Raw genomic sequence first — 12,979 nt, 5'->3', positions numbered from 1 at the left:
TCCGCGCTTCGCGTAGCGGCTGAATCAGAGATTGGCTGCTACAACTTTAAACCTACTCTTATTAGGAGAGAATTATGTCTCTGAATGCAGAAACTAAAGCAGCAATCGTTGCAGAATACGCACAAGGCGAAGGCGACACTGGTTCACCAGAAGTTCAAGTAGCTCTACTTACAGCTTCTATCAACCACCTACAAGGTCACTTCAAAGCGCACAAAGGCGATCACCACAGCCGTCGTGGTCTTCTACGCATGGTTTCTCGTCGTCGTAAGCTTCTAGATTACCTAAAAGGTAAAAACCTAGCTCGCTACCAAGACCTAATCAAACGTCTAGGCCTACGTCGCTAATCAGCGACTGCATAGCAGTTTGTCTAAAAAGGGGCTTTATGCCCCTTTTTTGTTGCCTAAATTTAGCCAAATTAGACTTATGCCGTTATAATACTGGCGGCTAAACCTCGTAAGAGGTTTTCTCAAAAGCTCATAGCATTACAGTCAACCACGTCGACCAAAAGGTCGCGACTATTCAAAAGGAATTTCCGAGTTTCTTTTTACTAGTCGCGATTCGTAATGCCTTGAGTGTCAATTAACACGTCTAAGATTTCTTTAAGCACTAAAGGAAGATTAGAAACAAGGAATAACAATGTTCGAAAAACCAGTTGTTAAAACGTTCCAGTACGGTAACCACACAGTTACTTTAGAAACTGGCGTTATTGCACGTCAAGCTACAGCAGCAGTTATGGTCACAATGGATGATACGTCTGTATTCGTATCTGTTGTAGGTAAAAAAGAAGCCGTTGCAGGTCAAGACTTCTTCCCACTAACGGTTAACTACCAAGAGCGTACTTACGCTGCAGGTAAAATCCCAGGCGGTTTCTTCAAGCGTGAAGGTCGTCCTTCTGAAGGCGAGACGCTAACAGCTCGTCTAATCGACCGTCCAATCCGTCCGCTATTCCCAGACGCGTTTAAAAACGAAGTTCAGGTTATCGCGACAGTAATGTCTGTAAACCCAGATGTTCAGCCAGATATCGTTACAATGATCGGTACTTCTGCTGCTCTTGCTATCTCTGGCATTCCATTCAACGGCCCTATCGGTGCGGCGCGTGTCGGTCATATCGATGGTCAGCTTGTACTTAACCCTAGCCAAACTGAACTAGAAACTTCTAAGCTTGATCTTGTTGTTGCTGGTACAGAATCAGCCGTACTGATGGTTGAATCAGAAGCGGACAACCTAACTGAAGAAGAAATGCTAGCAGCGGTTGTTTACGGTCATGATCAACAACAAGTTGTTATCAAAGCTATCAACGAATTCAAAGCAGAAGTGGCAACTCCTGCTTGGGATTGGGTTGCTCCTGAAGAAAACACAGCACTTAAAGATAAGATTGCTGAGCTAGCAGAAGCGAAGCTTGTTGAGGCTTACAAAATCACTGAGAAGATGGCTCGTTACGACCGTATCAATGAGATCGCTGCGGAAGTAAATGAAGTTCTTCTTGCTGAAGATCCTGAAGCAGATACCAAAGAAATCCACACTATCTTCCATGATCTAGAGAAAACAGTTGTACGTCGTAGCATCATCGCGGGTAACCCTCGTATTGATGGCCGTGAAAAAGACATGGTTCGTGCACTAGATGTACGCACTGGTGTTCTTCCTCGCACACACGGTAGCGCACTATTCACTCGTGGTGAAACTCAGGCTATCGTGACGGCAACTCTAGGTACTCAGCGTGATGCTCAAATCATCGACGAGCTAACAGGTGAGCGTAAAGATCACTTCCTACTGCACTACAACTTCCCTCCATACTGTGTTGGTGAAACTGGTTTTGTAGGTTCTCCTAAGCGTCGTGAAATCGGTCACGGTAAACTGGCTAAACGCGGTATCGCAGCAGTAATGCCTTCTGTTGATGAATTCCCATACACAGTACGTGTTGTATCGGAAATCACTGAATCTAACGGTTCTTCTTCAATGGCTTCTGTATGTGGTACTTCTCTTGCTCTTATGGATGCAGGTGTGCCAATCAAGTCTTCTGTTGCGGGTATCGCAATGGGTCTTGTTAAAGAAGGTGACGACTTCGTTGTTCTTTCTGACATCCTTGGTGACGAAGACCACCTAGGTGACATGGACTTTAAAGTAGCGGGTACTAACACTGGTATCACAGCACTTCAAATGGACATCAAGATCGAAGGCATCACTAAAGAGATCATGCAAATTGCGCTTAACCAAGCTCAAGGTGCACGTAAGCACATCCTATCTGTAATGGATGAAGCTATCTCTGGTGCTCGTGAAGACATCTCTGAATTTGCTCCTCGTATTCACACAATGAAGATCAGCGCAGAGAAGATCAAAGACGTTATCGGTAAAGGTGGTGCAGTTATCCGTGCTCTAACTGAAGAGACTGGTACAACTATCGAAATCGAAGACGACGGTACTATCAAGATTGCTGCAACTGAAGGCACTGCTGCGAAAGAAGCTATCCGCCGTATCGAAGAGATCACTGCTGAAGTTGAAGTTGGCCGTATCTACACGGGTAAAGTTGCACGTCTAGCTGACTTCGGTGCATTCGTAACGGTTCTTCCAGGCAAAGATGGTCTTGTACACATTTCTCAAATCGCAGAAAAACGTGTTGAGAAAGTGTCTGACTACCTAGCTGAAGGCCAAGAAGTTCAAGTTAAAGTTCTTGAAATCGACCGCCAAGGCCGTGTACGTCTAAGCATGAAAGAAGCGGTAGAAAAGCCAGCTGAAGAAGCTGCTGCTGAAGCACCAGCTGCGAAAGACGAGTAAGACAAAATGAGACTTTCAGCCTTTTATTAGATTAAGGGCCTGAAAGCATGTTATAAAAGGGGAGCATTTTCGCTCCCCTTTTTTTGGTTTATTTCGACGCATTAACCTCAAACGAGGTTATCGCCTATATTGCATTAAGAGAAATAAATTTTGAGCGGTCCAAACAGGAGTATCAATTAGTGAAATGGTTTCAAACCGCAAGTTTATGTGTTGCTATCGCGCTGACCGGTTGTGCAAATACTTCTCAGCAATCAGCACAAAAGTGGCTATATCCACCGATGGCGGTGCCACTTCAGCCTAGCGTTCAACAAGAAGTACAAATCGCGCGTTTATCGCAGTTGCTACAACGTCCTGATCTCAGTGATGAAGTACGCGCTAAAATGCATTATGAGCGCGGTAGCTACTACGATAGCGTTGGTTTGCGTGATCTTGCCCGTTTGGACTTTAACCAGTCTTTGCAGTTGAATCCTGCTCAACCGGATATCTTCAATCTTTTGGGGGTGTATTTCACCCAAGTGGGGGAGTTTGACGCGGCTTATGAAGCGTTTGACTCGACCATAGAGTTGGCTCCGGATAATACCTATGCTGAACGCAACCGTGCGATTGCACTGTATTATGGTGGCCGAATCGATCTCGCTTTAGAAGATATGACCAAGCACTATCAAGAAATGCCAACGGATCCTTTTCGTTCATTATGGCTGTACATCATCGAAGCTGAGCAAAATCCAGAGCAAGCAAAAGCCAATCTTCAACAGCGTTATTTACGAGATCGTAGTGAAGAGTGGGGATGGGTTCTTGTTGCCATCATGCTGCGAGACGTCTCGGACGAAGACGCTCTTAAAGCAATTATGGATGGAACGAGAGAGAACTATCGCCTAGCTGAACGATTGACGGAAACGTATTTCTACCTTGGAAAGCGTAATCAGCTTGAAGGTGACATCGCAAGTGCCATCTCACTTTATAAGCTCGCGATTTCGTTCAACGTTTATGATTATGTTGAGCACCGGTATTCCTTCTTGGAACTGGCACAAATCTACGATCAATTACAGCAAGACAGATTGGCCAAGCTAAAGGCCGCTAAGAAGCAGGAAATTGATTGATTTAGAGCCGCTCGATGAGAGCGGCTTTTTTATGATTGAACTTGATGAGTGACTCATTTAAAATAGTTAGTCTTGCTAACTAAGTAGTGGTGGATTTTGTGGCACTAGAAGAAAGCTTGATTGATTTAGAGCGTTTTTGCGCCAAAGCTTGGCGTGTTTATGCCAAAGAAGATCCGTTATCACATCTAAGCTTTAATGAGTTCGACTATTTACGTGTGATTCAGGTTTACCCTGAGGGTGTACGAATAACCGATCTTGCAGAAGAGTTGCAAGTGACTAAGCCTTCCGCATCTACAATGGTTGTTCGTTTGGAAAAAAAGGGTTTAGTGAAACGCATCGCATGTAATGAGGATGCCCGTGCTAAGCGTGTATTGCTGACAGAAGAAGTCGCAGAAAAAATGTCTTTGGAGCAGGTGGTTTACAAAGATATCTCTGAACAAATGATGCAACAATTAAATCAGCAAGAAGCTGAGCAGTTACAAGCTTTACTGAATAAAGCATTGAGCAATAAGTCATTTTAAATTAAACCCAAGGCCTCCGCTGTACGTATTAGCCTTTGGTGTTTCATTTTTCTTTTATTTAATTTAACTATTTAGTTAGTCTTGCTAATTAAATGGTTAGCTTTGCTAACTACTGGTGGCAGTCATGCAAAACTCAATTTATAGACAGTTTTGGAAATATACGATTCCAACCGTCGCAGCAATGCTCGTGAACGGTTTATATCAAATAGTTGATGGCATTTTTATTGGCCGTTATGTTGGTGCTGACGGATTAGCAGGGATCAATGTTGCGTGGCCGATCATCGGTTCTATCCTCGGTATAGGGATGATGATTGGGGTGGGGACTGGTGCGCTAACGTCGATTAAGCAAGGAGAAAACGATCATGAAGGTGCGAAGCGTATTTTAACGACCGGATTGGGGTTGTTAGCGATATTGATGCCGGTCGTTGCTACCATATTGTTCTATTTTGCCGATGAATTTATTCGCTGGCAGGGGGCGGAAGGGCGAGTGTTTGAACTCGCGCTGCAATATCTGCATATTCTGATTGTCGCGTGCGTATTTACGCTAGGCTCTATCGCGGTTCCATTTCTTTTACGCAATGACGACAGCCCGAACTTAGCAACGATGCTGATGGTCATCGGTGCTGTCATTAATATTGTATTAGACTACTTATTTATTGCTTGGTTGGGGTGGGAGTTAACCGGAGCGGCCATTGCTACAGCGCTGGCACAATTGGTGGTAACCGTGCTTGGTATTGGTTACTTCTTTACTTCAAAAGCGACCTTACGCCTTCGAATCAGTGACTTTAAGGTTCAAGTCGATGTTGCACCAAAGATTATAATGATCGGTACATCTAGCTTCTTTATGTACGCGTACGGTTCTGTGATGGTGGCAATGCACAACGCATTATTTGCTCAGTACGGAAGTGCAATGTTGATAGGGGCGTATGCTATTTTGGGATATATCGTGACGGTTTACTATCTAATTGCAGAGGGAATCGCGAACGGTATGCAACCTCTAGTGAGTTTCAATCACGGGGCGCGCAACCAGGCGAACGTCAGGAAATTACTGCAAGTCGCAATGGGGACATCTGTGCTTGGTGGTGTAGCGTTTGTGGGTTTGATGAACCTTTTCCCGCACGAGTTGGTCTCGGTGTTTAACAATGCTGATCAACAGTTGATTGATAGCACGGTGATCGGGATTCGTTTACACATGTTTGCGTTGTTCCTAGATGGCTTTTTAGTCGTGGCGGCTGCGTACTACCAATCGGTAAACAAAGGCAGCAAAGCCATGTTTGTGACACTAGGCAACATGTTGGTTCAACTGCCGTTTTTGTTCGTTATGCCGAAACTGTTTGGCGTGACAGGCATTTGGCTGGCTTTCCCATTGTCCAATATTGCGCTGAGTTTAGTTGTGGTCAGTATGTTGTGGCGGGACGTGAAAAAGCTGCTAAACGAAACTTCGGCTGAGCCAACAGTGCAAGCCTGTTAACAATGGCTGATAGAGAAAAGCGAGGTTGGGCCTCGCTTTTCTTTTTTGGGGAGCTAAATGTTTTTTACTTCTAAGCCAGCTAGCTGATGCCAATAGCCATTGCATTGGCGGCTTTCAAGCTTTTCAGGGTTGTCGCCGTGCTCGTTTGAGCGAAAATGCTCTAACTCAGAAAGTGTACTCACACCGAGAGGGCTTAAGCGGACCACATCAACCAGCCCTTGCATGCTTGGTAAGTCATTTCTCAGGTTATAACAATACCCTGATTGCGTTTGAATACCGTTAAGGTTAAAGACTTCTTGCCCTTCTTGGCTGCTGACCTGGATACCCGTAGGGTATTTGATACAGCAGGTTTCGCAATCGTCTTTAGCTCGGTTTTCAGCTCGGGCTGTGAAACAGCGAGCGGAATACGCTAAAGGCAAATAACCGTGGCTAAATACCTCAACTTCAAACTTGTTACGAATACCAAGCTCGTCACACTGAACTAAAGTATCGTTTAACCATTCGCGAGAGAGCTCGACAGGCATGCACCAACGCATCATACCTTGCTTCAAAAATAAGTTGAGCGTGTGTGCGTTATAAGTATTGATTGCAGGACCAACGACGAAAGGCACTTTATGCTCTGATGCTAATTGAACCGCCGATACGTCATTAGCCTCAATGGCGAAGTCACCGTTATTGATGTACTTCTTCATGATGTTTACTTCACTCGGTGCTTCCAGTAGCGCCATCGTAGAGATAACGACTTGCTTGCCAGAGGCAGATAAGTCTTTAGCGATTTCCAACCAGTGGGCTGATTTCATTTCTCTGCGTTTAGAGCAAACCGATTCACCCAGGTAAATAATGTCTGCAGAGCTTTGTTTTGCTTGTTGGTAGAAGGCTTCTACATCTTGTTTTGGCCAAAAATAGAGTAGTGGGCCAAGTGCGTATTTCATTGAGTTATCCATCTTAACCTCTACTGCCATTTACGGTGGTAAGCACCTAGGGTGGTTTGCGTTCCTTCCGACACATTTGCGAGCGTCGCATCCCATGCGGCTTCAACTTGGTAAGCTTCTGGATTGGCTTGGTAGCGATCAATCGCGGCTCGCCATGTTCGAGTGACTTGCTCTACGTAAGCTGGGCTGCGTTGGCGCCCTTCAATTTTTACAGACGCGACATTAGCGGCAAACAGTTCTGGCAGCATCGAAAGGGTGTTCAAACTGGTTGGCTCTTCCAGAGCATGATAGCGTTTTTTCTCACCATCAATTTCTGTTTCAAAACGACCTTTACAGAGTGTAGGGTAGCCCGCGTTTTCTCCTGCGCAGTAGCGGTCAATTAGGATGTTGTTCAGACGAGACTCAAGGCCTTGATCAGTTTCTTGCCAACGAACGTATTTGGCAGGAGAACAGGCACCCACAGTGTTTGGTGACTCACCCGTCATGTATGATGACAAATAACAACGGCCTTCGGACATAATACAAAGGCTACCAAAAGCAAAGACTTCTAATTCGACATCGCTAGTGATGTTGCGCGAAAGCTGTTTGACCTGATGAATCGATAAGACGCGAGGTAGTACCACACGTTTTACGTTGAAGTTCTGTTTATAAAAATCAATGGCTGCGACGTTGGTCGCTGATGCTTGCACTGAAAGGTGTAGCTCCAGATCGGGATATTTGCGAGATGCATACTCCAGCACGGCAATGTCTGCAACAATCAACGCGTCCACACCCAGTGCCGCTGCATTGTCTACCGCGTTCGTCCAGCGCTCGAAGCCATTGGGATGAGCGAAGGTATTCAACGCGACATGAATTTTTTTGTCGCGGTCGTGAACGTATTGCACCGCTTTTTCTAACTTTTTGCCGTTAAAGTTGAGGCCAGCAAAGTGACGGGCGTTGGTATCATCTTTGAAGCCAATGTAGACGGCATCGGCACCGCAATCAATCGCAGTTTTTAACGCAGGCAGGTTACCCGCGGGACACAAGAGTTCCATATGCTCACAATCATTGAGAATAAAAAGGTGTCCGCATTTTATGAAGAATTATGAATAGCGAAATTGACCTAAGTTAGGTTTAGCTCAATAAAGTCGATATTTACCCCTTGAGAGTAAGGGTATCGAGTCGGGGTTAGTTCTTGTGACGACGATTCTGGACAAACAGCTCTTCAATTTCATGTTTTGGCTGTGGGCGATAAAAATGGAATCCTTGAATCGCATTACATTGAAGGTTAGAGAGCAAAGTAGCTTGCTGGTGGGTTTCCACCCCCTCGGCAACGACCGTCAAGTCGAGTGACTTACCCAGATTAATGATGTTTTCAATCACAGTGACCTGTTTGGGTAGCGTGTCGATATCGTTAATAAACGCACGGTCGATTTTCAGCTCGTCGATAGGGAAGCGCGCTAAGTAGGAAAGGGAAGAGTAACCGGTACCAAAGTCATCGATAGAGAGGGCGAAGCCCAGTTTCTTAATCGCATTCAGCATTTGCAGTGTATGTTCGCTATCACTCATCACGGCACTTTCGGTTAGCTCGAAGGTAATGCAGCTTGGGTCAAGCTCGGTAGTGCGAAGTAACTTTTCCATAAAGTCGATCAGCTGTGGGTTACCAAATTGCTCGGGAGAGAGGTTGATAGCGACACGACCTGGCAGTATGCCTTGTTGTTTCCAACGTTTTACCGTATTGAAAACATCACGCATCACGACGCGTCCAAGGTGTTCGATTAACCCTGCACGCTCGGCGACAGGAATGAATGAACCTGGACTAATGTACCCTTCGACTGGATGTTTCCAACGAACGAGCGCTTCTGCACCGTTGATACTGAAGTCACGCGCGTTAACCTTAGGTTGATACCACACTTCCAAACCGTTCTGCTGCAATGCTTTTTGCAGTTCGATTTCAAGCCACAAACGCATACGCGCTTCTTTGTTCATTTGATCGTTAAATTTGATCAGACGATTTCTACCACGATCTTTGGCTTCATACATCGCAGTATCGGCATTTTGTAGTAGGATTCGCGCATCTTGTCCGTCTTCAGGGTATCGAACGCTACCAATTGAACACGCAAGGCGTTTACTGAAGTGGTGCAAGTCGAAAGGTTGGTTGATCAACGAGATAATGCGATCGGACAAAATTTCAGCCATGCGGGTATTTTCTGGCTCCGGTAGAATGACGCCAAACTCATCGCCACCCAAATGACCAATAATCGCTTGGTTTGGCAGTAACCGTTTAAGACGGGCCGATACCTCTTGAATCACTTTATCGCCAATATGATGACCAAGTGAGTCATTAATGTTTTTGAAGTTATCGATATCCAAATAGAACACCAGAAGCGGCGTTTGCTTTTTGATCAGCTGTTCCAAACGTTTGGTAAAACCAAAGCGGTTGTACAGTTTGGTGAGCGAATCAATATGTATGTCTTCATTCGATGCAGAAGACAAATTCTTAGGTGTATCGTCAGCGTCTTGGATCAAGATGATTTGAGACTCGCTGCCTAATATCGCCGTAGAATCTGCGTGTAACTGAACTTTTCGTTCAAAGCCACATCTCGCGCTGGTTAAGCAAACAAACGGCTTGTCAGAAATTAATGCACTCAAACGATGACTAAACACTTTCTTGCTGTTTTCATCGATGAATAAACGGCTGAGCTCTTCGCCTAACAACTCATGGGGAGAGTTCAGTCCCAGGAGGCGTGCTGATGCAGGGTTGGCAGAAATGATAATGTCATCTTCGATAAGCAGCAGACCGTCAGGCAGTAGTTGTGTCAATTTCGCAAACTTACTTTCGGACTCCTCTAAGGAGCGTACGAGGATCTGCTTTTCTGAAGTATCCACGGCGTGAAAAACGACAAAGCGAATTTCGTTACCTTCAAAAACCGGTGACAGACTAAAGTGCAGGCTGGTTTCAAGGTCGGTTTCATCGAGGGTGATTTCGGCTTCGACATGCGTTCCTTTGAATGCACGCTGATAGTAAGGGGCCAGCTTTTTATAAAACTGCTCACCCAGTACCTGGCAATCGTTTAAGCCGATGATTTCCTCATGACTTAAACCTGCGATATCGCAGTAACGGTCACTTACCATTCGATAATTGTGTTTTTTATCAAGAATAGCAAAGAAGAAAGGGCTATTTGAGGTTAGCGTGGCAAACCAATGTTTTAATTGCTGGGAAGGCATTAGGGTATTACCGATCTCCAATGAGCCAGATTATTCGTCCGTGTATAAAAAGCGACACCCTGATAAGCCTGCGGCGGTCTACTATCAAGTCCAGTATCGCTTGCCATTAAAGGGCTCGCGGTTTTAACTTTACAGTCGACAATCACATGGATACGCTCAGATAACTATAACTTTGAAAATACGGTTGTAAAAGTGTTTATCCACCTGTTCGCATCAATAATACACGTAACTTCAAAAAAAGAAGCGTTAGTGAACAATAATCCACCAATCTAAAATAAGCACTTTATTGATACATAACAGTAATCTCATTGCCACGATTGCTTAATATAGGCAACCTAATGACAAAGTAACGGATAATGAACGTGTTAAACAAGATTCGCAGTCAACTAGTAAAGAACGCAGCTAACATTTTGCGTTCTCCAGTCCAGTTATTACCACAGCCAATTCAGCAAAAAGCATTGCTGGAGGGGCTAAAAATGGTGTTTAAAGAAGCCTTGGAAGATGGTGACTTTGAGTTCCTTGAAGACAAGTGGTTAAAAGTTGCGATTAAAGACTTGAACTTAGCATGGTACATCAGCTATCAAGACGAAAAATTAGTGGTAGCTGAAAAACCAGTTCAGGAAGATGTGAGTTTTAGTGGTAATCTAAACGACCTAGTACTGATTGCTGGTCGTAAAGAAGACCCTGACACACTGTTCTTCCAACGTCGCCTTTCAATTGAAGGTGATACAGAGCTTGGCTTAGAAGTGAAAAACTTAATGGACAGTGTCGACTTAGAGCAGTTACCGAAAGCAATGCAAGTCGTTTTGAATCAATTGGCTGATTTTGTTCAGAAAGGAGTTCAAGCGCCTGCACAACCAACCGGAGTAGCGAATGCTTATTCGAACTGAAGCCCCTGCGGACATTCTTACCATTGACCGCTTATTGAAACATGCCTTCCCGACGGAAGCTGAAGCTAAGCTTGTGATGCGTTTGCGCGAAAACAGCAAATTCACACTTTCCTTAGTCGCGTGTACAGATGAGGGAGAGGTGATAGGCCATGCTTTATTTAGCCCAGTGACCTTAAATGGTGAAGATTTGTCGTGGCAAGGGCTGGCGCCATTGGCTGTTCATGAAGATTACCGTCGCCAAGGCATCGCTGCAGAGTTGATCAAAGAAGGTTTTGATTCACTGCGTGATTTTGGCTATCCAGTGTGTGTGGTGTTGGGCGATCCTGATTATTACGCGCGCCAGGGCTTTCAATCATGCGACGAGATGGGATTCGAATGCGCTTGGGGTGTTCCTAAAGGTGCATTTCGTATCGCAGAGTTGGTCGAAGGTAAATGTGCCGGACGCTCCGGACGCATAGATTACGCGCCAGAGTTCTCTGAACTGTAAATGAAAGAAGCCCACTAACTCAGTGGGCTTCTTTCTTAGTTCATTGAAAACTGAGATAGGGAGATTAGGATGACTGGTCACTTTTCTTCTTACCCCAAACCTCTATTTTTGCTTTCTTACTTAGCCCTAAAACATTGAGTTTTCTGCTGCCCCAACTGCTGTAAGTCATTTCAATCTGTTTTAGCTTCGCTTCTCTTGAGCCGGGAAGGCTCCATGCACGAGTCGATAATCCACTTGTTAGCACACCCATAGAGGTTAGCTTTTTCTCACTACCGTCCGTCATCACGACTTTTAAGTCGTTAATGTCTACCGTGCCCTGCACACATTTCAGTTTAATTTTACTGAAGCTGCGATTTCGGAATAGGCTATTTGGTGTCACGGTATCCGTTTCTGTTTGGAATTTGACGGTTTTCGTTGCAATCAGCTCCCACTCATCGCTGCTATTAGCAAAAACACTCATGCTGGTGGTGGCTACTTGTGCGCAAAGCAGCAGTGTAGGTAAGAATTTCATAATGTACCTCATATGTTATACCTACGGTGTGGCCATTGTCAGAGGCAGAACAGTTCAATCATTCCAATGTATTGAGGTGTTCCTTGAAGTCCTTTAGGTATAATCACGATTATTTGTTAGGATTGCCCTCGTTCAAATAGGTGACGGAAAATGTCAATTAACGAGAAACAGTATTTACACGAAATGGGCATCAGCACATGGGAGCTGGTACATCCAGATAGATTGGCAGGTTACCAATCGCCAAAAATCGATTTGCAAAGTTCTTGCAAACTCCTGTTGATCTCTCCGGTATGTCCAGAGAATGAGACGGCAGTTTTGTTTGAAAACATCCTAAAGAGTATGAAGTTAACGCTTGACCAAGCGTTACATATTGAGCCAGAGCGATTTCCATTACTTGGCCAGCACGAGCTTGAGTGGGTTTGGTTTGCTGGGTGTGAAGCCGAAGTATTGCCTGACACTAAACCGCTGACATCGCCATTGTTGCAAGATGTGGATGGGAATACCCAACAAAAACGTGCACTTTGGCAACAGATTTGTTCTTACAACAATTCGAGCAAATAAGCATTAATCCCCGTTTTACTGCAATTGGTATTACACATGAACCCCTAGGTAAATAATGACAACTAAAATCTTACCAATGTGCGCTGAGCACTTAGATCAAGTTTGGCAAATTGAGCAGCAAGCACACTCGCATCCGTGGGCAGAGTCTTTGGTACGTGATTTATCCAGCCGTGGAGCATGTCATCATGTGATGCTCGATGGCGAGATGGTGATTGGCTACTTCTATGCGCAGAATATTGTCGGTGAAGTTACGTTGCTGAATATTGCTATCGCGCCGCATCTTCAGGGTAAAGGCTATGGTCAAAAACTGTTGGATGCGTTCTTAGAACATTGTGAGCAATCAAAAGCGGAGAGTGCTTGGCTTGAGGTGCGAGAGAGTAATAAGCCTGCTATTTATATTTATGAACAAGCTGGATTCAATGAAGTTGATCGACGTCATAACTATTACCCTGCGAAAACTGGCACGGGAAAAGAAGATGCGATCATCATGAGTTATCTCTTCTTTCACTAACGTTAACGCATCCCAT

The 12,979-nt window shown here is 44.8% G+C and carries 13 protein-coding genes; 9 read left to right on the top strand and 4 right to left on the bottom strand.

Features of this window, described 5'->3' with window-relative positions; translation table 11 throughout:
* Nucleotides 1–74 precede the first annotated feature (74 nt).
* From rpsO to NDJ01_RS06870, 5 genes are all read left to right on the top strand, one after another.
* Complete coding sequence (gene rpsO, locus NDJ01_RS06890) at nt 75–344, top strand: 30S ribosomal protein S15 (RefSeq protein WP_005380094.1); 270 nt, start codon at nt 75–77, stop codon at nt 342–344.
* Between the two features lie 292 nt (nt 345–636).
* Nucleotides 637–2,772: a polyribonucleotide nucleotidyltransferase gene (gene pnp / locus NDJ01_RS06885; RefSeq protein WP_203343387.1), complete on the top strand. Its 2,136-nt coding sequence runs from the start codon at nt 637–639 to the stop codon at nt 2,770–2,772.
* Nucleotides 2,773–2,951: 179 nt separating this feature from the next.
* A complete protein-coding gene (nlpI, locus tag NDJ01_RS06880; protein WP_065645462.1) occupies nt 2,952–3,872 on the top strand; it encodes a lipoprotein NlpI in 921 nt (306 codons plus the stop codon).
* Between the two features lie 98 nt (nt 3,873–3,970).
* Complete coding sequence (locus NDJ01_RS06875) at nt 3,971–4,393, top strand: MarR family winged helix-turn-helix transcriptional regulator (protein ID WP_005394653.1); 423 nt, start codon at nt 3,971–3,973, stop codon at nt 4,391–4,393.
* A gap of 124 nt (nt 4,394–4,517) precedes the next feature.
* Nucleotides 4,518–5,864 (top strand): MATE family efflux transporter, encoded by a 1,347-nt coding sequence (locus NDJ01_RS06870; RefSeq protein WP_065645463.1) that lies wholly within the window; start codon nt 4,518–4,520, stop codon nt 5,862–5,864.
* A 53-nt stretch (nt 5,865–5,917) separates the two neighbouring features.
* Here NDJ01_RS06870 and NDJ01_RS06865 read toward each other — a convergent pair whose 3' ends face one another.
* The 3 genes from NDJ01_RS06865 to NDJ01_RS06855 all read right to left on the bottom strand — a co-directional run bounded on the left by NDJ01_RS06865 (nt 5,918) and on the right by NDJ01_RS06855 (nt 10,003).
* On the bottom strand, nt 5,918–6,796 hold the full coding sequence (locus NDJ01_RS06865) for a U32 family peptidase (protein WP_047008995.1): 879 nt from the start codon (nt 6,794–6,796) through the stop codon (nt 5,918–5,920).
* A 20-nt stretch (nt 6,797–6,816) separates the two neighbouring features.
* Nucleotides 6,817–7,830 carry a peptidase U32 family protein gene (locus NDJ01_RS06860; RefSeq protein ID WP_139060318.1) on the bottom strand — a complete coding sequence of 338 codons (1,014 nt, stop codon included), beginning with the start codon at nt 7,828–7,830 and terminating at the stop codon, nt 6,817–6,819.
* Between the two features lie 133 nt (nt 7,831–7,963).
* On the bottom strand, nt 7,964–10,003 hold the full coding sequence (locus NDJ01_RS06855; protein WP_005394646.1) for a bifunctional diguanylate cyclase/phosphodiesterase: 2,040 nt from the start codon (nt 10,001–10,003) through the stop codon (nt 7,964–7,966).
* A 362-nt stretch (nt 10,004–10,365) separates the two neighbouring features.
* Here NDJ01_RS06855 and NDJ01_RS06850 point away from each other — a divergent pair, with 362 nt between their 5' ends.
* A complete protein-coding gene (locus tag NDJ01_RS06850; RefSeq protein ID WP_258586520.1) occupies nt 10,366–10,893 on the top strand; it encodes an SCP2 domain-containing protein in 528 nt (175 codons plus the stop codon).
* The gene (locus NDJ01_RS06845) at nt 10,877–11,380 is read left to right on the top strand and encodes a GNAT family N-acetyltransferase (RefSeq protein WP_258586479.1); all 504 of its coding nucleotides are present in this window, start codon (nt 10,877–10,879) and stop codon (nt 11,378–11,380) included. Before NDJ01_RS06850 ends, NDJ01_RS06845 begins: the two co-directional genes overlap by 17 nt.
* A 64-nt stretch (nt 11,381–11,444) precedes the next feature.
* Here the strand turns inward: NDJ01_RS06845 and NDJ01_RS06840 are convergent, their stop codons facing one another.
* Nucleotides 11,445–11,891, bottom strand: a complete 447-nt coding sequence (locus NDJ01_RS06840; protein ID WP_258586478.1) for a hypothetical protein — start codon at nt 11,889–11,891, stop codon at nt 11,445–11,447.
* A 150-nt stretch (nt 11,892–12,041) separates the two neighbouring features.
* Here NDJ01_RS06840 and NDJ01_RS06835 point away from each other — a divergent pair, with 150 nt between their 5' ends.
* Both NDJ01_RS06835 and rimI read left to right on the top strand, forming a co-directional pair.
* Nucleotides 12,042–12,452 (top strand): DNA polymerase III subunit psi, encoded by a 411-nt coding sequence (locus tag NDJ01_RS06835; RefSeq protein ID WP_005394642.1) that lies wholly within the window; start codon nt 12,042–12,044, stop codon nt 12,450–12,452.
* 55 nt (nt 12,453–12,507) lie between these two features.
* On the top strand, nt 12,508–12,963 hold the full coding sequence (gene rimI / locus NDJ01_RS06830) for a ribosomal protein S18-alanine N-acetyltransferase (protein WP_005394641.1): 456 nt from the start codon (nt 12,508–12,510) through the stop codon (nt 12,961–12,963).
* The last annotated feature ends 16 nt before the right edge of the window (nt 12,964–12,979 follow it).

The sequence above is a fragment of the Vibrio sp. HS-50-1 genome, from assembly GCF_024747315.1.
In the GTDB taxonomy this organism is placed as follows: Bacteria; Pseudomonadota; Gammaproteobacteria; order Enterobacterales; family Vibrionaceae; genus Vibrio; species Vibrio diabolicus.
The sequence above is the reverse complement of the archived record's forward strand: the minus strand, read 5'-3'. Positions and strand labels throughout refer to the sequence as shown.